Annotated in this window: 21 protein-coding genes; all 21 read left to right on the top strand. The window is 43.8% G+C overall.

Going from position 1 to position 19,749, the window contains the following annotated elements:
• The first annotated feature begins 80 nt into the window (after nt 1–80).
• Nucleotides 81–302, top strand: coding sequence for a hypothetical protein (locus tag PHV44_05130; GenBank protein MDD5592658.1), 222 nt, complete (start codon nt 81–83; stop codon nt 300–302).
• On the top strand, nt 295–1,938 hold the full coding sequence (locus tag PHV44_05125) for a phage portal protein (protein MDD5592657.1): 1,644 nt from the start codon (nt 295–297) through the stop codon (nt 1,936–1,938). The genes PHV44_05130 and PHV44_05125 overlap by 8 nt, the downstream gene beginning before the upstream one ends.
• Entirely contained in the window at nt 1,922–2,071 is a 150-nt protein-coding gene (locus PHV44_05120; protein ID MDD5592656.1) for a hypothetical protein, read from the top strand. The genes PHV44_05125 and PHV44_05120 overlap by 17 nt, the downstream gene beginning before the upstream one ends.
• A 14-nt stretch (nt 2,072–2,085) precedes the next feature.
• Nucleotides 2,086–3,246 (top strand): hypothetical protein, encoded by a 1,161-nt coding sequence (locus PHV44_05115; GenBank protein ID MDD5592655.1) that lies wholly within the window; start codon nt 2,086–2,088, stop codon nt 3,244–3,246.
• 69 nt (nt 3,247–3,315) lie between these two features.
• A complete protein-coding gene (locus PHV44_05110) occupies nt 3,316–3,675 on the top strand; it encodes a DUF2190 family protein (protein ID MDD5592654.1) in 360 nt (119 codons plus the stop codon).
• A 75-nt stretch (nt 3,676–3,750) separates the two neighbouring features.
• Complete coding sequence (locus PHV44_05105; GenBank protein MDD5592653.1) at nt 3,751–4,713, top strand: hypothetical protein; 963 nt, start codon at nt 3,751–3,753, stop codon at nt 4,711–4,713.
• A gap of 55 nt (nt 4,714–4,768) precedes the next feature.
• Complete coding sequence (locus PHV44_05100; GenBank protein ID MDD5592652.1) at nt 4,769–5,353, top strand: hypothetical protein; 585 nt, start codon at nt 4,769–4,771, stop codon at nt 5,351–5,353.
• Entirely contained in the window at nt 5,329–6,021 is a 693-nt protein-coding gene (locus PHV44_05095; GenBank protein MDD5592651.1) for a hypothetical protein, read from the top strand. Before PHV44_05100 ends, PHV44_05095 begins: the two co-directional genes overlap by 25 nt.
• On the top strand, nt 6,018–6,482 hold the full coding sequence (locus tag PHV44_05090) for a hypothetical protein (GenBank protein MDD5592650.1): 465 nt from the start codon (nt 6,018–6,020) through the stop codon (nt 6,480–6,482). Before PHV44_05095 ends, PHV44_05090 begins: the two co-directional genes overlap by 4 nt.
• 36 nt (nt 6,483–6,518) lie before the next feature.
• Nucleotides 6,519–7,649, top strand: a complete 1,131-nt coding sequence (locus PHV44_05085; protein MDD5592649.1) for a hypothetical protein — start codon at nt 6,519–6,521, stop codon at nt 7,647–7,649.
• Between the two features lie 151 nt (nt 7,650–7,800).
• Nucleotides 7,801–8,229: a hypothetical protein gene (locus PHV44_05080; GenBank protein ID MDD5592648.1), complete on the top strand. Its 429-nt coding sequence runs from the start codon at nt 7,801–7,803 to the stop codon at nt 8,227–8,229.
• 301 nt (nt 8,230–8,530) lie between these two features.
• The gene (locus tag PHV44_05075; GenBank protein MDD5592647.1) at nt 8,531–8,860 is read left to right on the top strand and encodes a hypothetical protein; all 330 of its coding nucleotides are present in this window, start codon (nt 8,531–8,533) and stop codon (nt 8,858–8,860) included.
• A complete protein-coding gene (locus tag PHV44_05070; protein MDD5592646.1) occupies nt 8,853–10,298 on the top strand; it encodes a hypothetical protein in 1,446 nt (481 codons plus the stop codon). The genes PHV44_05075 and PHV44_05070 overlap by 8 nt, the downstream gene beginning before the upstream one ends.
• 512 nt (nt 10,299–10,810) lie before the next feature.
• Nucleotides 10,811–11,146, top strand: coding sequence for a hypothetical protein (locus tag PHV44_05065; protein ID MDD5592645.1), 336 nt, complete (start codon nt 10,811–10,813; stop codon nt 11,144–11,146).
• Entirely contained in the window at nt 11,146–11,766 is a 621-nt protein-coding gene (locus PHV44_05060) for a hypothetical protein (GenBank protein ID MDD5592644.1), read from the top strand. Before PHV44_05065 ends, PHV44_05060 begins: the two co-directional genes overlap by 1 nt.
• Nucleotides 11,759–12,151, top strand: a complete 393-nt coding sequence (locus tag PHV44_05055) for an NlpC/P60 family protein (GenBank protein MDD5592643.1) — start codon at nt 11,759–11,761, stop codon at nt 12,149–12,151. Before PHV44_05060 ends, PHV44_05055 begins: the two co-directional genes overlap by 8 nt.
• On the top strand, nt 12,148–15,807 hold the full coding sequence (locus PHV44_05050; protein MDD5592642.1) for a phage tail protein: 3,660 nt from the start codon (nt 12,148–12,150) through the stop codon (nt 15,805–15,807). The genes PHV44_05055 and PHV44_05050 overlap by 4 nt, the downstream gene beginning before the upstream one ends.
• An 8-nt stretch (nt 15,808–15,815) precedes the next feature.
• On the top strand, nt 15,816–16,034 hold the full coding sequence (locus tag PHV44_05045; protein ID MDD5592641.1) for a hypothetical protein: 219 nt from the start codon (nt 15,816–15,818) through the stop codon (nt 16,032–16,034).
• Nucleotides 16,031–16,288 (top strand): hypothetical protein, encoded by a 258-nt coding sequence (locus PHV44_05040; GenBank protein MDD5592640.1) that lies wholly within the window; start codon nt 16,031–16,033, stop codon nt 16,286–16,288. The genes PHV44_05045 and PHV44_05040 overlap by 4 nt, the downstream gene beginning before the upstream one ends.
• On the top strand, nt 16,285–17,130 hold the full coding sequence (locus PHV44_05035) for a hypothetical protein (protein MDD5592639.1): 846 nt from the start codon (nt 16,285–16,287) through the stop codon (nt 17,128–17,130). The genes PHV44_05040 and PHV44_05035 overlap by 4 nt, the downstream gene beginning before the upstream one ends.
• Before the next feature lie 30 nt (nt 17,131–17,160).
• Nucleotides 17,161–19,749: hypothetical protein (locus tag PHV44_05030; GenBank protein ID MDD5592638.1), on the top strand; the 2,589-nt coding region annotated here is incomplete at its 3' end.

Here is a 19,749-nt window from a genome sequence, read left to right as displayed (position 1 = left end):
TGTTTTTGCGGCATGACGGTGCCGCGCGGTGGCAGTGAGGTGCCTCACCATCTCCTGCCACCATTTTTTAGGAGGTAAAATTGGCCATACCTACCGATCAAGAAATGCTCGATGCAGTAAAAACAGCAATCAATGCCCGCATTACCGGAGGAGCAGTTCAATCTTATGGCATTAACGGCCGAAACCTCCAATACTTCACATTAACCGAATTGTGGGATCTTAGAAGAAAATTAGAAAAGAAAATTAGCGATACAGCCGGTACTGGCCAGACTCAAGCCAAATTTGTAGGCGCCGATGATTAATAAAAGAGAACCAAAACAATCTTTTGGAGAAAAATTTTCCGAAGGAATAGATAACATAGTCGGAGCCTTTTCTCCTTTTATCGCAGCAAAACGCAGATGGTTCAGGTTTATTTCTAAGAGCATGTTCAATTCTTACCGCGGCGCGGAAGGCGGAAGGCTGCGTGGGTCCTGGATTCCCGGGGGCGGATCAGCGGACGAGGACTTATTAGCCGACCTTTCTAAATTAAGAGAAAAGAGCCGGGACCTCGTAAGGAATGATGGTATAGCCTCAGGCGCCATAAACACCATTATTACAAATATAATCGGGACCGGAATTAAACCCCAGAGCCGCCTGGATATGGAAACGCTTAAGATCAATGAAGAATACGCTGACCAACTTCAGCGCCAGATAGAGAAAATCTGGGGACGTTGGGTGCCCATAGCCGATGCCGGCAAGCGGTCAAATTATTATGAGCTGGAAGAATTATCAGAACGCCAACGCTTTGTCAATGGCGAATCGATAATCATTCCCTTAAGAATCACCAATAAGAACAGGCTGTATAGTCTTGCCCTACAAACTGTTGAGTCCGACCGTTTAGATACGCCTTCGGACTTGGTTTCTAATAAAGATATCCGCAAGGGTATAGAAATAGGGGAATACGGCGAACCAGTTGCATATTGGATAAGAAAAATCCATCCCGGGGATTATACATACGGCAGATATACGGGAAATAATATGAGAAGTAATTATAACCGTTATCCAGCTGAACGCTCTGACGGAACAAAGAATTTTTTCCATTTATATCATCTTCTAAGGTCCGGGCAGACAAGAGGCGAGCCTTTTATGGCCCCGGTAATCAATTTATTTAAAGACAGGTTCGATTATATGGAGGCAGAGCTTGTCGCGGCCCGGGTAGCTGCCTGCTTTGCGGTATTTATCAAGAAAGAAAATGCCTCTGAATTTGCAGTAGGGAGATCAACGGAAGATTCTATTACAGAAAAACGACAGGAAGAATTAAGCCCGGGGTTACTTGAATATCTTGAGCCCGGTGAAGATATTTCTGCATTCAATCCGCAGCGTCCAGGAGGATCATTCGCGCCGTTTATGGTAAGGATCCTGAGGGATATCGCATCCGGCCTGAATATTCCCTATGAAGTATTATCAAAAGATTTCTCGCAATCAAATTATTCGAACTTAAGGGGCGCGCTCCTTGAAGCCAGAAGATTCTTTATGATGCAGCAGAAATTTGTCGCAGATAAATTCGGGCAGCCCTGTTTAGAGCTGCTTATCGAAGAGGCTTATTTAAAGGGAGAACTACCCATCCTTGATTTTTATACAAACCGGGAATCTTATATAAAAACGCGCTGGATCTGCCCCGGATGGCAATGGGTTGACCCCAAGAACGAAATAGAATCATCCATTAAGGCCGTGGATAACGGCTTATCTACCCTGGCCGAAGAAGTGGCCAGCCAGGGATATGACTGGGAAGAAGTTCTTGTGCAAAGGGCCAGGGAAAAGAAAAAAATTAAAGAACTCGAAGAAAAGTACGGAATCGATATGACTCCCTCGCAATCATCGCAGCCGGGGAATAAAGAAACCGATCCTGAACCGGAAAAAGTTCCACCGGAAGTCCCGACAAATGGCCAAGAAGAGTAGTAATAAAAAACAGCATTCAGTTTCTTTGATACCGATAATTATTGTGCCTTTAAACGCAATGGTTAAGCCAAAAACTTTTCTTATCAGCCTGCAAGAAGTAAAAAACATCAAGGTTAAGAAAGTTAACCTTTAAAAGGGGGTACTCGCATGGGAAAGACGCGTTTTTTAAGAGCTGACATAGCCAGGGGAATAAATTCCGGTAATGTTAAGGGCGTTGATAGGGATTTTAAGCACGATAAAGGCAAAGGCGCCATTTTTGGCTATGCGGTTATCGCAAAGGGCACCCTCAATGACCAGGATATAAGAGACTGGGAAATGGATGATATCTCCCTGGATCAGGTTGTTGAGCTGGGTAACCAGAAGAATATAGGCCTGAAATCGCGTTTTGGCCATCCCAATATAAGCGGTGAAGCCCTAGGGACATTTTTGGGCCGTGCAAAGAATTTCAGGAAGGATGGAGATCTCGTCCGCGCAGACCTTTATATCGATGAAACGGCGCATAACACGCCTAACGGGGACCTGGCAACATATATTATGGATCTGGCTGAGACCGATCCTGACGCATTTGGTTCTTCTTTAGTTTTTGACGCTGACTTCGCATATCGGCTAAATGAAGATGGGACAAAGAAAAAAGACGAAGAGGGGAATGAGTTACCCGCCTTAGTCAGGTTCACCAAAGTTTACGCTTCCGATATTGTTGATGACCCAGCGGCAACCCCAGGAATGTTTGGTAAATTTTTTAATTCCAGCGTGGAATTATCCGCTAAAGCTACGGAATTCCTGGATAAATTTCTTAACAGTCCCGATGCAATAGAACATACGATGGCTTTTCTCGAAAGATACAGGAAAAATCGGGTTGATATAGATAAGGAAAATAATAACCTAACCAAAAAGGAGGAGGTAGAGATGGAGTTGAAAGAGATTACTGTGGACCAGTTGAAGGCAGAAAGGCCTGATTTGGTTGCAACCCTCAAGGCCGAAGGTGTAACCGAAGGCGTAAAAACCGAAAGAGCGAGAGCTCTTGCGATCGTAAAGGCCGAACATACCGAATTCGCCGGTATGAAGATGGAAGCATTATCTGAAAAGGCGATAGAAGAAGGCCTCACCCAGGACGCAACATTGGCTTCTATGCGCGAAAAGAGGCTAAAAGATATCGAACTCGAGAGAAATCCGGCCCCCGGAGCTGATGGGGATACTTCTAAAGTATCAGCTACGCATCTGGATAAAGCCAAGGCTTATGCTAAAGAGCATAATTGCAACATAACCGAAGCCCTGCGTGCAACAGCGGTAAAGAGAGTAAAGAAATAATCTAACCAAAAAGCGTAATGGTAGAAAAGAGGGAAAATAATAACCTAACCAAAAAGGAGGAGGTAAAAGATGTATACCGATAACGGAGTAAAGACCTTTACAGCGGGAGAGGCTTTAGCAAGGGCCCGCCGTGTCAAATTAAGCTCAGGTTACGGCACCCAGGTAGAATACGCCGATGCAGCGGATGATTATATCGGTGTCACCTTAGAGGCCGCAGCCAGCGGAGAACCAGTGGCAGTAAAGCTTAAAAGGAATTCCGAGGGTACGGTAGAAGTTGAAGCATCCGGAATAATCACAGCCGGCGCCACGATTTACGGAGCAGCTGACGGTAAAGTTTCCACTTCTTCAACGGGCACGGATAAATTTGGGAAGGCCTTAGAAGCAGCTTCCGGAGACGGTGCAGTAATCGAAGGTCTGATGGATGACTAAATAGATTTAACCAGAATCGAAGGCTTGAGGGGTAACTAAATAAATTTAACCAGTAACTAAAGGAGGAGGTAAAAGATGGGAGTTGAACAGAGCGGCACCAGGACAAATCCGCGCCTCGATTTAGGCGTAGCGCTGATGGAATTTATCGCGCAAGAAAGTGATTTCATCGGCACCCAGGCTTTAAGGCTTTTCCGCGCCCAGGTGCAGAAAGGCGTATTCCCGGCCATCACCAGGGAATGTTTAACGCGCTCAGTCAATACCAAACGCGCCAAGAGAAGCGGATACAATCGTGAAGGCGTCATCACCGTGGATATATCATTCGCCTGCGAAGAGCATGGCCTTGAAAACGCCCTTGACGACAGCGAGAGAAGCCTCTATGAATCTGATTTTGACGCTGAACTCGCCTGCACCAAACAGATCTTGAACCTGCTTTTAATCGCCCAGGAAGTAAGAATCGCCACAGCTTTGTTTAATACATCCACCTGGGCAGGCGCAACCCTCTATACCGATAATTCTGGCGCTCCATGGGATGCAGCTGCAAGTGATGTCATCGGGCAGGTTTTAGCAGCAAAAGAAAAGGTCCGCGCCCTAACCGGCATGAAACCTAATGCCCTTATCATGAGCGAAACAAACAGGATCCGGCTTTTAAGCAATACCGCAATCAAGGCCGCTATCCAGTATACCACCATTCCTACTGAGGAAGCCGTAACCAACGCATTAAAAGGACTTTTCGGCGTAGAGAATATCCTCATCGGGAAGGCAGTAAAGAACACCTCCAATAAAGGCAAGGATTTCAGCGGTTCCGATATCTGGAGTGATGACTATGCAATGGTAGCCCGCATAGCGCAAGATTCTAATTCGCTGGAAGAGCCTTGTGTAGGAAGATCCATGCTGTGGGTTGCTGACAGCCCGGAGAATACCACAGTAGAGCAGTATTACGAAGACAGCATCCGTAGCGATGTCTTCCGCGTGCGCCAGAACGTAGATGAGTTGGTTATTGATGCATCTTTTGCTCATCTAATGAAAGTAGACGCCTAAGCTTTAAAAACTTGACCTCGGGGCCCTACACGGGTCCCGGGGTCTATTTATTTATATGACCCCAGATACCTTTTTAACCGACGGTATAAACAAAACCTATGCCACAACTAAGAAATTCAGGGCGAATTCTACCCTGATCTTTCTTAATGGTATTTACCAGGGCTTAGGCAGGGATTATACCGAAGATTCCGGCCGGCAATCGATAACCTTTAAGGTATTACCGGATGCGGACCTGGAAGGGGAAATAAGGTACCTGGAAGACGAAGATATAGAGACCAGCGAATCAGGCGTTTCGTCTTTCAAGGAGCAACTGGTATCTGACGCGGTAAATATATTTTTAAACGCTGATGAATTTGCGGAAACTATAACCTATCTTCCCAAGGGTGGAGAAGAAATATTAATCAGGGCGATCGTAGACCGCAACCAAATCTCCCCTGCAGGAGAAGATTCCGGCAGGCTGCTCCAGAACCAAATCAGGATATCCATTGCCAATAGCGAGACATACGGAGTTATCTCAGTGAATAAGGGCGAGGACATAGTTTCTCTTCCTGAAAGAATCGGCGGGGCGGATGTAGATTTTGTGGTAGCGGATGTCATTAGTCAGGATGAAGGTATGTGGACTTTACTTTTACAAAAATAAATATGCCCACACCAAGGCAACAAATAGATCCCGGGAGGTATTTAGACAAGGAAGGCCTGCGTATCGATACCCGCAGGCTCGACCGTGCCATGGAACAGGCCCCGGGGATCCTTAAAGTCGAGATTATGGACGCCCTGGATCATATCCGCAAGGGCTTTTTTAAGGCCCTTTACATTAGCACAGGCCTTAAAGACAGGCGTTTTATCGCCACTAAGAAGGTGGGCATAGGCCGGCAGATCCGCGTCTACCGCAATCCAGGTAAAGGAGATGTCCTCGACATGGAACTTGGCATATTTACCCGCTCTAAAATCGCCGCCCTGCAGGAAACAGGCGGCACAGTCAGCGCCAAATCCGGCATGATGGCCATACCGATAGGCAAGGCATTAACCCCAACCGGCCGCCTTAAGCCGGAATATTCAGTATTCGAGAACTACCGCCGGTCATATATCCCCAGTAAAGTTAAAATCCCCGGGTTATTTATGATGGCTAAAAACGGCCGGATGTTTTTAATGCAAAAAGAAGGGGATAAGATAGAACCGCTTTTTATTTTAAAGAACCAGATCAAGATCCAGCCGCGCCTGCGCATGCTAGACACCTGGGATAGGATGGAAGGGTACCGCATGGAGACATTCAATAAGCATATAGACAAGGCGCTAAATAAAATATGAGCACATCAAGACGCGAAAGCATAAGAGACAACATAATATCCACCCTCCAGGGGATAACAACCGGTAATGGGTACAATAATACTATCACCAACGTACGGGGTTGGAAGCAGCTCGGCAATTCTCTTAAAGTCATTCCCTGCGCAATTGTAAGCCTTGGCCGGGAAACAAAGGACCCGGATCCTCATCCACAGGCAACCTGCAACCTACCCGTCTTCATAGATCTCTGGACCCGGCAAGGCGAAACAGATACAACCGATACCGATGAGCTATTAAATAGTTTATTACTAGATATCGAGAAGGCCATTATGGCAGACGAAACTCGCGGGGGATATGCGGAAAACACAATCATCCGCAGCATTATGCCCTTTGAATCAGTTGAGGGCCAGCCACACTGCGGCCTAATAATCGAGCTGGAAATTATCTATCAGCATAAGCTGACAGATCCAGCTTTGTACACATAGATATTTCACGTGAAATAACTAAAAAGGAGGATCTAAATGTTAGAAAAACGTATGCAAATGTCAGGGAAATTGGAAGACGAAGAAGGTGTCCTCGAGACCTTAGCAGCTGCGGATGCTAAAACAATAGTCTATAACCCAAAGTTTAAGGCCGACCCGGAGAAGCACGAAAGCGACCCTGAACGCCTCTCAGGAGCAGCGCAGCCGCAACTCATCGGTAAAATCCCCGCGAGCCTGTCCTTCCAGGTCCGTATGCGCGGGTCCGGTACTGCAACCACAGACCCGGACTGGATTAAATACCTCAAGGCCTGCGGTTTCTCCTCAGTGCTTCTTAAATCCATTAATATAGGTGCTATCACCAGCGGTCCATTCCTGAACAATGAGCTCATCAGCGGCGGCACATCCAATGCCCAGGGAAGAGTCGTTTTCCAGACCGTAAACGGAGCATCCAAGGTCTATTATGTCGCAGTTGGTACCGTAGATTTTCAAAGCGGAGAAGTCATTACAGGCGGTACATCTGGCGCAACAGCCACCACGTCAAGCGTCCCATCTAATGCCGCTCGCGCCTATCGTCCAATCTTAACAGCTGTCCCCAGTATGAGCCAGGCAGTAAACCAGGACGGCTCCATGGAGCGCCTGAAGGGTGGACGCGGGAACGCGAAGTTTTCTGTTGCATCCGGAGGCCCCGGGTTAGTTGATTTTGATTTCCAGGGGGTGGATGCCGGCCAGGCAGATGAGTCATTCTTTGATGATGTGGAATATGAAGAGACTGCCCCGGATATCTTCAAAGACGGCACAGTCCTACTGGACAGCTACCATCCCAAATTGGCCAGCCTTGACTTTGATTTAGGCGCAAAATTGTCGCAGCGCGATGACCCGGAAGACGAGAAAGGCCTGCTCTCTTATGCGCTTACAGGCCGGCTAATAACCGGGACCCTGGTCCTTGAAATGGTCCTGGCCGCCACTTTTGCCTTCCGCGCAAAATTTCATGCCGGTACGGAGATAATAATAGATATCACCTGGGGATGTTGGCGTATATATTTTCCAGCAGCGCAGATTACCAGTATCGAAAAAGGCGCCAAAGACGGGTTAGCCAATATATCAGTAGGATTTCAAGCCAACGGTAGCTTAACCGAGAATGATGACGTGGTTATTGTGCATGGGTTATAAAAAAAGGGGGGGCGCACTGCGGCGAACCTTTTTTGGTGCTTTCGGGTTCACCGTTTTTAGGCATAGTTTGACCTATGCCTTGCACGCCCCCGTTACTTCTAAGTATTAATTATAGCATTAATTAAAAAGAAACTATTAAAAGGGAGGGGCAATGTATACCGGTCTCAACATTAACGAAACCAAAAAATTTATCTCAAAGAATGACCCGGATAAGGAGAATCCGACAATTTTTCACCTTGGGGCATTGGATCAAATTGTAAAGCAATACATCGAAGATAATACTATAAAATACGAAGCCAGTTCTTCTGATCCTGAGGCAGAGGCAATACCGAAAATACTTTTTGCAACACGCGCTCTCTTAATAGTCAAGTTCGGGATTAGAAAGATTGAGAATTTTATTAATCCTGAGACAAAACAAGTGGTAACTTTAGAATGCGAAAAAATAATTATCAATGACAGGGCTTATCTGGCCATGCCTGATAAAATAATAGCCATATTTCCTTACGGCGCCCTCATTGTAGAACTTGCCGAGGAAATATTAAAGCTTAATAGTTTAAGCGAGGGCGAAGCAAAAAACTAAAACTGGCAATCCAGTTGCCTAAGTTTAAGCTGGATTGCCGGACCTGCACTAAGGCGCAAAAGAGAGAGCGCGGATGTATGCAGGATAGCATAATCCCAAATGCGTGGGAGTTAGATGATTGGAAGTTTAGTCGGTGCCCGAAAAAATTAATTACTCAGCAAACCCATAGGTATATCCAGGCCTATAATTTTTATAAGGAGGGACATTTGCTACCGAATCCGGGGACATGGCCACAGCAACCTATAAAATTTATCGAGATTGTTGAGTTTATTGAAGGGATAACGATGGAAAGCGGTAAGGAATGAAGAAAAGAAGGAATAATCAAGAAAGCTTTTTAGGAGATTTTCGTAGGGCGATAGTAATAAGAGAAGCTAGAGCAATGGGGATACCCCAAAATAAAAAAATAGGTAGTATTATCCGAAGAAATATGACATTAAAAATGTTTAAATTACTCTTTTCACAATATATTTTTGTTGCATCTATAAAAATTTTAATATCCCCACCGATAAAGATTATAAAACAGATAATTAATATTAATATTGTTAGGCTTGTCCAGATAATTAAGAATTTCTTCATCGCTTTATCTTTTGTAAAGAGGATAACATATTCGAGGGGGATTGTCAATGCCTAAAAATAAAGAAATAGAGATAACCCTGACTCTTAAAGATGAAGCCACTAAGAAAATCCAAAGCTTCCGTAGTGGTGTTAAGGAATTTAGTAAGGAAACAAAAGATTCCTTAGCGCCTGTTCTTCAATTACGCCGTACTTGGATGTATACGAGCATAGCTATTGGAGCCACAGTAGGGACCTTTATAAAAGGCGCTCAGGAAATAGCAAAATTAAGGGAAGAATATATCAAACTCGATACTACCGCAATAAAACTAGGCATATCATCGGAGCAATTATCTAAAAAATTATATGGTTTTAATATCGGGACATTTTACGCAAGGATAGGGGTTGACCAGATATCAATCCTCTTTGACGATTTTAAAAATACAATAACCTTTTTAAAAACCAAAGCCGCAGAAGAAATAGGAAAATTTAATATCGATGCGAGAGCACAACAGATATTTCAAAAAAAGGGGGCTTTTAATCTTTCAGATAGGATGACCGAGAAGGGTTTCTTGGGAGGCATCCTCGATTGGTGGAAATCCGGGGAAGAAAGAAAAAAAATATTGGAAGAATCTAGGGAAGAGGCCAAAAAAGAAGCGTTAGAAAAAAGCACATTATATAATGAAATTCAGGCTATTAAGACTGGAAAGGCTACAGAAGCAGAAAACAAAATCCAGCAATTATCCTTATCTACTTATGAGTATCAAAAATACCTTTTAAATCAGGATTTAGAAAATTATAAAATAGCCGGAGTTAATAAGCTTAAACTCGCTGAATATCAAGCACTTCAAGAACGCCAAATCCTCTATGTCCGTTTCGGTTTTACCAAATGGAGTGACTATATGGACGGCAACTTCCGTTCAACTATCGGTTCCATGCGGGAAACACTCTCCACTTTCTTTAATGATACCTTTACTGGTGAGCTGCAGAAGGGGGAGGCATATTTTGCCCAGTTCGGCAATAACATCCTAAAAATATTCTCTCAGACGATTGCGGAGATGATCACCCGTTGGGCAATATTGGGAGAGGGATTCGGCAAGTCAGGTTTTGGCCAATGGGGAGGCATAGCAAGCTCTTTAGCAGGACTTTTCTCTCCCGCGGGCACTATAATCGGAGGTGTCGGAGGAATAACTACAATGACATCCCAATTCGGCAAAGTCTGGTCCCCATATAAAATGGCTGAGGGTGGCCAGGGCATCGTTAAAAAGCCCACCCTCTTTCTTGCCGGAGAGGAAGGCCCCGAACTCTATAGATTCGCGCCTGTTAACAAGATGAATAGCCAGGAACGCGAAGGAGGAAATTGGGAAATTCACATCCATAACGAGCCAACCTTTAGGTTTTGGGATATGGCAGATGTTTATGCCCATAAAAAAGAAATTATAGCAATATTCAGCGAATCTGCCAGATTGCAAGCCGGAGTAATAAAGGCCCTTAAGAAAAACTATAAAAAGGGATAAAAATGGAAAACTTCCCCTATAGTGGGATTATTTTTGTATGGATTCTCGTGCTTGTTCTAAAGTAATATTTTTACCATTGTCATCAGTAATAGCAATTATAATTTTGCATTTATGACATTGAAAAGCATAGCCATGATTCCGGTAATGCCCATAACTAGACAGAAGAGTAAAACAAGAGGGGCAATAAGCAGTAAGTTTCTTATCCCAATGAATACCAAACTTAGAAAAGAATTTAATCTTAACCTGTTTATGGAGATAAAGGATATATGCTAATTCCAAAACCGATATTACAAATAATAGGCCCGCTATTGATGACAGCAATCGTATGGATATCGCTGATGGTAGGCAAAGTAATAATAAAGGAAGCACATTCCACAGAATTGATCCTGCTAGGAATGTTAATAACGATATTATTATTGTTAGGGCTTTCGTTAGGAGTAGCTCTTTTATGCGTTCCTTTATTAACATGAAAGTGATTATAACATAAACCCTTGAAAAGGATATAGAAAAAAATGGAAAATTTTCCCTATAGCCCAGATTTCGGAGCCCGCTGCAAACCCCGCTATAATACCGAAAGCACCAAATTCGAGAACGAAACCGAAGAAACCCGCCTTATCACCTCAAAGAAGCTTCGCACCTGGCAAGACCTCCCCTTCTCAAGCCGTGACGCGGCCGAAATGGCTGCCGTCAATACTTTTTTCGATACCGTAAAAGAAGACCTCGAGGAATTCACCATAACCATATATGGAGAATCTGTAACCGGCAAGATTGAAAAAGACTCTTTCTGGTGCGTCCGTATTGGGTCAGTTGTATATAACTATGGCTTTACTTTCAGAGAGGTCCCCTAATGCCATTAGATGCCAATGACGCCTTTAAACAAGAAACCCGCAAACGCGCAACGCAGCCTATATTTCTATATACAATTTATGACTATGACGGTGCCGGAAGCAATAAATATTTCGCCGCTTATGATATAAACGTAACTTTCGGTGACCCTCCCATAGAATACACAAAATTTCCTGTTACCCACGATGAAATAACGGAGAATATCAGTGGGGAAATTGACAATACAAAAGTACAACTCTCCAATATATCCCGTCTAATCGAATATTATCTCCAGAATTATGACCTGCGCGGCAAGAAGATATCCATTAAGATGGTATTCGCCAATCTCCTGGATGATCCTGATACCTATATAGAATTCTCAAATTATATAGACAGCTATACCTCAAATGTCAAAGACGTAATTTTTAACATAATGAGCAAATTTGATATCTTTAATGTTCAAATTCCCGGTCGGATTTTTATAAAATCACATTGCCAGTGGTTATTTGGGTCTGTTGAATGTGGCCATACTATAGTAGGGGAAGAAACCTGTAATAAAACACGGAGCAGGTGCAGGGAATTAGCTAACCAGATGCGCTTCGGAGCATTCCCTTCAGCTCCAGGAGGGACCTCCTATGCTTAATCTTAGGCCATTCCTGGCAATCCCCTATAAACATAAGGGGAGGGATTTCAATGGTTGTGATTGTCTGGGGTTCGATATACTTTTCTATTGGGTGGTTCTTAAGAAAGTACTTCCAGATGTAGATGAAGATTATTCACCTAATTGGCAATTTAAGAATAAAAACTATTTTTTAGAGGGGTATTATAAAAATTTTGACAAGATTGAAAAACCGGAGACTTATGATCTCATAGTTTTTCAAAATAGGCAGGGTGTTGTTAACCATGGGGGGGTAGTTCTGGGTTATGGTAAATTTGTTCACTGTTGTAAAGACGGAGTCTTAGTTGATACTTATAACCGTCCGGAATGGAAAAAAAGAATAAATGGGTTTTATAGATTAAAGACATGAAAAGCAGAATAAAAAGAGATATCACGATAAGATTTATTCCTAATCTCCTTGCAGATGAAGGAAGGACATTACAGTCATTCCCCTATGACCGCCGGTGGACAATCCGTAGATATCTTAGGAAAGCAAAGGTCAATTTTGAGGGAATGCGGATTATGGTAAACGGGAATGCGGCAAAAAGCCTAAGACAACATCTCCAAAGCGGAGATGAAATTGTAGTTATCCCAGAGATAGGAATTGCTTTAGGATTTGCTGTTCCTTGGTTCATTGATGCTTTCGTTTTTTATGCTACAGCAGCAATAGCTATTGCCATAACAGTCTACTCCATTTATTCCGCTCTTACTACTAAAGTTAAAACACCTTCTTATGATATATCCGGAGAGGGCATTGATGAAGATTCCCCCAGCGCATCCTGGACAGGAGTTAAGACTGTCCGTGATCCCAACGGCTCAATCCCAATCATCTACGGCCGGAGGCTTACCGGAGGGACGGTAATAAACGAATTTATCTCAACTGACGGAGAAAAGAATTACCTTAATTCCTTAGTAGCCATAGGGGAAGGCCCCCTCAAAAGTATCACATTATCCCGTATAAATAAGAATGCCGCCGAAAATTTCTCTAATTATACTCTCGAAACTAAGCTCGGCACTAATGACCAGGTGCCAATCTCTAACTTCGAGGACCTGCATGATATCCACTCTTTAAGTGTCGAATTGGAAAAAGATGCCGCCTATACATATACAAGCGAGATATCTGACCTGGAAGCCTTTGAAATAATCCTAGGCCTCCCAAATGGGTTATATCAGCAAGATAGTTCCGGTAATCTAACTTCCTGGGACGTTACTTTTAAAGTTGAATATAAATTACATAGCGCAGGCGAATGGACTGACCTGGGGGGGACAACAATCAGCGGCAAAACAAGATCAACCTTACAGAAAATATTCCGTAAAGATGGCCTTACCGCGGGGCAATATGATATTCGTATAACAAGGACATCAGATAATTCTTCCTTGGATCCCGTAAAAAATGGTGACCTATATTTACAGGGCGTGGATGAAATTAACACAGATAACTTGTCATATCCTAACACTGGAGTGGTAGGAATAAAAACCCTGGCAATAAATGAGTTATCCGGGGATAGGCCAGAATATGAATTCCTTACGGAAGCACGTTTGGTATTGGTTCCCAAGATTATGAATGGGGCAGCAGAGGTAGATTGGGAGGATTATTATTGGGATCCTGATGCCGGAATATACAAACTTCTTGCAGACGATACCGCACTTACTTGGGATGGTGAAACTTATGTCGAACGTTTCAGCGCAAATCCTATTTGGTGCCTATACGATCTTATGACTAATACCCGTTTTGGTTTGGGCGATTATATTACAACTTCCGACCATGATTTAGATTATCTTTTAGAAATGTCTCAATATTGTGAAGAGCGCGTTCCCGATGGCGAAGGAGGCTATGAGAAGCGCTTTAGAATGGATGTCTGTATCGATAGTCCCCAACAAGCCTTAAACTTAATTATGCAGCTTTGCGGAATTTTCAGGGGAATGCCTTTTTATTCAGATCTGGGAAAAGTCAGAATCGCCATAGATAAACCCGATAACCCCGTTCAACTCTTTAACATGGGCAACATTGTCAAAGATAGCTTTTCCCAAAGCTGGGGTTCAAAAAGAGATATCCCCAATATTGTTCATGTCCAATTCGATAATGAAGATAATTATTATGAACAGGAGATGATTTCTGTTATAGATGAAGAGTCCCTCGTGGCAGGCGATCCAAAACGCATAAAACAGGTACGTTATTATGGTACCAAACTATCCTATGCAATACGTTTTGGCCGTAATATCCTCAAGACCGCTAAATATGTCAATAGGACAATAACCATAAAAGCTGGTACAGCCGCCCTTATTCGCCAATGCGGCGAAGTCATTGATATAGCCCATGACGTCCCCCAGTGGGGGTTTTCCGGATGTGTATTATCCGGCAGCACAACAACCAAGGTCAAACTCGACCGCACAATAGAAATTGAAGCAGCAAAATCTTACGCCATAAGGGTCGACTTTGCCCAACTTAATGAGGATGGCTCCCCAAGATATGAAGAAAGAGTTGTTACCGACCCCCCGGGAAGCTATACAGAAGTAAATGTAAGCGAAGCCTTTTCTTCAGCGCCTTTAAAGAATGATTCTTATTCTTTCGGTGAATTAAATAAATTGGTTCTTCCCGCGCGCATTGTATCTCTAAAAAGGCAAAGAGGGGGAGAAGTAGAAATCGAAGTCCAGGAATATAATGAGGATATTTACGATGATACGGCCGTAACTATTCCAGTAAGAGAATCATCCTCTTTATCCCCGGATACCCCTGACGTCACGGACCTGCAACTTACCGAGCGCATAGCCAAACTTACCGATGGATCCATAGAAGACGTCATCGATGTATGGTTCCAAAGGCCCGTTTTAACTACCTATAAAATCGGCGTCTACCAGAAGGCAAGGATCTACCTTTCCGATAATAACGGCGCCAGCTGGGAATATAAAGGGGAAACAAACGATATACATTTCGCAATTATCGGCGGCCTGAAAGACGGTGTAACCTATACAGTAGCTGTTGTATCCATCGCCGCTAATGGCAAAGAAAACCCGGTATCTACCAGCCCTTCCACAACCATAAATTTAATCGGCAAATCCGCTGCCCCCAGTGACGTAACAACATTCCTGGTCAACCAGAGCCGCGATAGGCTTTATTTCGGCTGGACAAATGTAACCGATGTTGATCTTAAAGGATATGAAATAAGATATGGTAATGACTGGGCCTCTGGGTATGTAATTGTCTCTGATAAGAAAGGGAATAGTCATATAGAACTTAATTTCAGGGAAGGCAGCGCGCAGAAGTTCTTTATCAAGGCAATAGATACTTCCGGCAATTATTCCGAGAATGCCACTGAAGCAACAGTCACGATAGATAACATCCCCTTTACCAATATCATAGAAAGCTATCAGGAACAGACAGGTTGGGCCGGAACGAAAAGCAATACAACCAAAGTAGGGGATAACCTTGAAATTTCCGACGGGCAATTAAGCGGCACATATATAACTCCCGAACAGGATGTAGGGTATGTCGCCACTTTTAAAATAGGTATCGAAACCGTAGTTACTGCCGCTGGAGATAGGGAGTTTGACGATGACGAAGAGGCGAGGTTCAGCGACAGCGAAACATCCCGGATGAGCGGCGAAGAAATCTCGGGCGCGGTAAGTTTTGAAATCAGGACATCCGAAGACAACATCACCTGGACAGACTGGGCTGCTTGGCAGGCAGGAGACTACAAATGCCGGTATTTTCAGCTCAGGATGACTATGACAAGAGCCTCACTTTCGCAGGACCTGGAATGCTCTGAATTTAATTATTACGCAGATTTGCCGGATGTGGATGAATTCAGTGAAGATGAAGTCACAGATGCGGGCGCAGGAAAAGAAGTATTATTTACAAAAGACTTCCATGAAGCCCCCTCAGTTAACATAGATATCTTAACCGGCGATGGATTTGTGCACAAGTTCAGCGCTATCCCGGATTTAACGGGATTTACCGTGAAACTATATAAATTAGATGGGACCGCAGTGACAGGGCAGTTCAAATACCACGCGCATGCGGTTTAGGAGGGAAAATGGCCAAAGAGATAATTCCTTATAGATTAGTGGTTACTTACAATGATGAAGGTAGTGTAAAAAGCAGTATTTTACAATACCGCATCCGGGAAGACGGTAAGATGGATGAAAGGAAATTTTATACCATGTCGGTAAATAATGGAATTGAACCGGCAAAATTACAAAGCATTTCAGCAGCAAGCATAAGCCACGTAGAAAAAGGAGAGAAAATAATATGAGCGAAGAACTAAACAAGACAAAAATCGCCGTCGGGGTAACCGCAATTATAGCCACTCTTATAACAATCTTTTTATGGATAGCAAAACTTAAATGGAAAAAGAAGATAGCGTTCTGGGTTGCTATTGTTCTGACCATAATCTCCATAGGCTTATGGATATGGTATGTGAATTTACCCAGCTTCCAGGATACAAATAAGTCTTTTGAGCAAATAGAAGAGAGCTTCGATTCTATAACGAAAGGAGATTTAGAATGAAAAGATTAACAAGAATATCAGGATTAGTATTAACGGGGTTGTTTTTTACTACGCTCTGTTTTGGGGCCTGGGATAAAACTAAGCCCGCGAATAATGAGAAATTAAAAGATACCCCAGCGGAAGTTAGGGATAACTGGGAGGCGCTGGAATTAGGCACGGATGCAGCCTTGCAGATCACTAATGCCAAGGTTTCGGCGACAGCAGGGATAGTAGATACTAAACTCGCTACAATTTCAACGGCCGGAAAGGTAAACGGGGCTGCTTTAACGGGCCTGGCAAGCATCCCTTCGGGGGCAGGCAGTATACCTAATACTAATTTAGCAACTATCAATACTGCAGGTAAAGTTGATGGTGCGGCATTAACAGGTTTGGCAAATATTCCCGCAGGTGCAGGTGTTATTCCTGCGGCAAATGTCCCCTCAACTGGATTTACTTTACCCTCAGGCGCAGTATTTTTTATGATGACAGGCTCTTGTCCTGCTGGGTCAACAGATGTAACAGCAACTTATTCTAACAAGTTTATCAGAGTCAATGCTACGCAAGGATCAACAGGGGGTTCTGATACTCTTTCAATATTAGAAGCAAATCTCCCAAGCCATACTCATCCTTCGGGGACATTAACGGCAGCAAGTGCTGGTGCGCATACACATACTATGTCTTTTGGAAATGTTGCGAATTCCGGTCAGGATATATTTGGTTCAGGTAATTCAGGCAATAAAGCAACATCAAGTGCAGGCGACCATACTCATACTATATCTGGTAATACAGGTTCAGCAGGTTCCGGATCGGCAGCAACAATAACAAACCCCTATGTAACCTGTAAAATGTGCCAAGTGAATTAAAGAAAAATAATTACTAAAAGGAGCAGTTCTATGAAAAAACCTACGAATAAAATAATTAATTTACTTTTAATCTTAGGACTAATATTCCCTACAAACTTATTGGCCTATGAGCCTTCGGCAAAGCAGATAAAAACCGATACTACCAATTTTAACGGTAAGTTATCTACTGCGGATACCGATACCCAGAAGGCATTGGATACTGTGGATAACTTCAGTTTTGAAGCACCCCTTACTTTCACTACGCCCTTATCCCGTTCTACCAACACAATCTCTATCTTACAGGCCGGCACGAACACAAGCGGCTATTTATCCTTTACCGATTGGAATACTTTTAATAATAAACAAAATGCCGGGGCCTATCTTACAACAGAAACAGATCCCGTCTGGGGAAGTGCTAAAACAGGATACTTTAAGAAAGATACTGATGATTTAGACGACATATCCACAGGAACAACCAATATCCATTTTACGCCTTCACTAAAATCAAATTATGACACTGCCTATGGCTGGGGGGATCACGCTTCTGCCGGCTATCTTATCAAAGCAAGTGACGATTCTGACGATATAACCGAAGGCGCCTCTCATCTATTTACCACCTCTACCGAGAAATCAACCTGGAGTGGAAAACAAGACGCATTAGGATTTACCCCAGAAAATATATCCAACAAATCCACCGATACAACCTTAGGCGGGGAAAACCCTTCCGATACCTTATATTCCACACAAAAAGCAATCAAAACATACGCCGACCAGCTGATTGCCGCAGCCAACGCTACAGTCTATAAAGGCGCCATTGATTGCTCACTCGACCCCAATTATCCCGCTGCCGATGCGGGAGATTTATATAGGATTTCCTTTTCCGGTAAAATCGGCGGGTTATTAGGTATAGCAGTCGAATCCGGGGATATGATTATCTGCCTTGAAGACGAGACACCATCAGGAAATCAGGCAACTGTCGGTATTTACTGGAATGTAGTTCAGGCTAATATTGATGGGGCCGTAATCGGTCCGGCTTTGGCCACAGATGGATATTTTCCTTTATGGGATGAAGCATCGGGAAAATTATTAAAGAATTCAACCTATCAGCCAAGTTCGTTTTTTATCAAGGCAACAGATGACCTTGATGACATTTCTGCCGGCACTACAAATGTCCATTTAACCACTACCCTAAAGTCAAATTACGATTCCGCATATAGTCATATCTCATTAACAAATAATCCCCATTCAGTTACGGCCACCCAGGTAGGCCTGGGAAGTGTAGAGAATACCGCTTTATCTACCTGGGCGGGAACAGCAAACATTACTACCCTTGGGAATATTTCTTCCGGTTCAATTCCATTTTCATTACTTTCTTCCGGCACCAACACCCAAGCGCAACTGGTTATAAACACGGGAGCAAATATAACCTATGCCGGAAGCGGCAATATCAATGCCACCCAATTATTAGGCAATACCTGGGCTATCCCGGGGACCATCGGATCTACCACGCCAACTACGGGGGCATTTACTACGCTGACTGCTACCGGAAATGTTGGGATTGGTATTACTAATCCTACCGCACCGTTGCAGATAATAGGTAATCTTATATCTACGACTGGGACATTCACTACCCTTAAAGTCAATAATAATTTAGTGACCGTTTCTGGGGCTTCTACCATATCACAGGATTATTCAACGACAGGTTCTCCACAATTCGGTAAATTAGGCGTGGGGATTGCGGCAAGTTCAGCTTATGGATTAAATTTAGCAGGGACACCTACTTCAAGTATGCTGAATATAGCAGGAAGTGTTAGTGGGACGAGCGTCACTGGGATTACCCTTACATCTACTTTAACTCAAACTTCTACTGGTGCTTATGGGTTTAACTGTATCCCTACTATAAATATAGGAAATGATTATGCCGCTCCTCCTGCAATCATCAGGGCAGCAGGAATTCTACAAGCCACAACGAATGTAAGTTGGGGTTTAGGTATAAATAACAATACCCAAGTAGGGGGAAGTCCTGGATATACTTTTGCACAGGTAACTGGTAATCTGGCAAAAGTTACTAATTCTGGGGATTTCGCAGGAACGGTTACATTAGCGCAATGCTTCAATGCGGGGAATGGGACAGCAAACATAGCAGGGACTTATGTCGGTATGGATATAGACGCCCTTACCGCAGGGACTACAAATATAGGTTTGAGATCGCAAACAGCAAAGGCGGCTAACAGGTGGAATTTATATGTCTCAGGGACTGCGGATAATTATTTTGCGGGCAACGTCGGCATCGGGACGACAAGCCCCTCGGGACGTTTGCACGTAGCAGGGACAGGAAATGTCATTTTCAATCAATCAGGCAATGTCGGTATCGGGACGACGGGGCCTTCTCAGAAATTAGAAGTAGATGGGACAGTGAAAGCCACTGCCTTTGAGGGAGACGGCAGCAGTTTAACCAGCGCAGCCGGCTGGAGCACCGGGACAGGAAAAGTGTACGCAACCAATGCATCGGACAACGTCGGCATCGGCACGACAGGACCGGCACAAAAATTAGAAGTCGCCGGCAATATCCAGGCCACCACAGGTATATTCTCCACCTTAACCGTAGGCGGCTCGCCTGTCTTAACCAGCTACACTGAA

The organism is Candidatus Omnitrophota bacterium, assembly GCA_028717245.1.
Lineage (GTDB): Bacteria > Omnitrophota > Gorgyraeia > Gygaellales > Profunditerraquicolaceae > JAGUYA01.
This window is presented reverse-complemented; position numbering and strand designations above follow the sequence as displayed.

Bases quoted from the DNA above. Each gene is read 5' to 3' on its own strand.
- PHV44_05125 (MDD5592657.1), top strand. From the start codon at position 295: ATGATTAATAAAAGAGAACCAAAACAATCTTTTGGAGAAAAATTTTCC.
- PHV44_05120 (MDD5592656.1), top strand. From the start codon at position 1,922: ATGGCCAAGAAGAGTAGTAATAAAAAACAGCATTCAGTTTCTTTGATA.
- PHV44_05115 (MDD5592655.1), top strand. From the start codon at position 2,086: ATGGGAAAGACGCGTTTTTTAAGAGCTGACATAGCCAGGGGAATAAAT.
- PHV44_05110 (MDD5592654.1), top strand. From the start codon at position 3,316: ATGTATACCGATAACGGAGTAAAGACCTTTACAGCGGGAGAGGCTTTA.
- PHV44_05105 (MDD5592653.1), top strand. From the start codon at position 3,751: ATGGGAGTTGAACAGAGCGGCACCAGGACAAATCCGCGCCTCGATTTA.
- PHV44_05100 (MDD5592652.1), top strand. From the start codon at position 4,769: ATGACCCCAGATACCTTTTTAACCGACGGTATAAACAAAACCTATGCC.
- PHV44_05090 (MDD5592650.1), top strand. From the start codon at position 6,018: ATGAGCACATCAAGACGCGAAAGCATAAGAGACAACATAATATCCACC.
- PHV44_05085 (MDD5592649.1), top strand. From the start codon at position 6,519: ATGTTAGAAAAACGTATGCAAATGTCAGGGAAATTGGAAGACGAAGAA.
- PHV44_05080 (MDD5592648.1), top strand. From the start codon at position 7,801: ATGTATACCGGTCTCAACATTAACGAAACCAAAAAATTTATCTCAAAG.
- PHV44_05075 (MDD5592647.1), top strand. From the start codon at position 8,531: ATGAAGAAAAGAAGGAATAATCAAGAAAGCTTTTTAGGAGATTTTCGT.
- PHV44_05070 (MDD5592646.1), top strand. From the start codon at position 8,853: ATGCCTAAAAATAAAGAAATAGAGATAACCCTGACTCTTAAAGATGAA.
- PHV44_05065 (MDD5592645.1), top strand. From the start codon at position 10,811: ATGGAAAATTTTCCCTATAGCCCAGATTTCGGAGCCCGCTGCAAACCC.
- PHV44_05060 (MDD5592644.1), top strand. From the start codon at position 11,146: ATGCCATTAGATGCCAATGACGCCTTTAAACAAGAAACCCGCAAACGC.
- PHV44_05055 (MDD5592643.1), top strand. From the start codon at position 11,759: ATGCTTAATCTTAGGCCATTCCTGGCAATCCCCTATAAACATAAGGGG.
- PHV44_05050 (MDD5592642.1), top strand. From the start codon at position 12,148: ATGAAAAGCAGAATAAAAAGAGATATCACGATAAGATTTATTCCTAAT.
- PHV44_05045 (MDD5592641.1), top strand. From the start codon at position 15,816: ATGGCCAAAGAGATAATTCCTTATAGATTAGTGGTTACTTACAATGAT.
- PHV44_05040 (MDD5592640.1), top strand. From the start codon at position 16,031: ATGAGCGAAGAACTAAACAAGACAAAAATCGCCGTCGGGGTAACCGCA.
- PHV44_05035 (MDD5592639.1), top strand. From the start codon at position 16,285: ATGAAAAGATTAACAAGAATATCAGGATTAGTATTAACGGGGTTGTTT.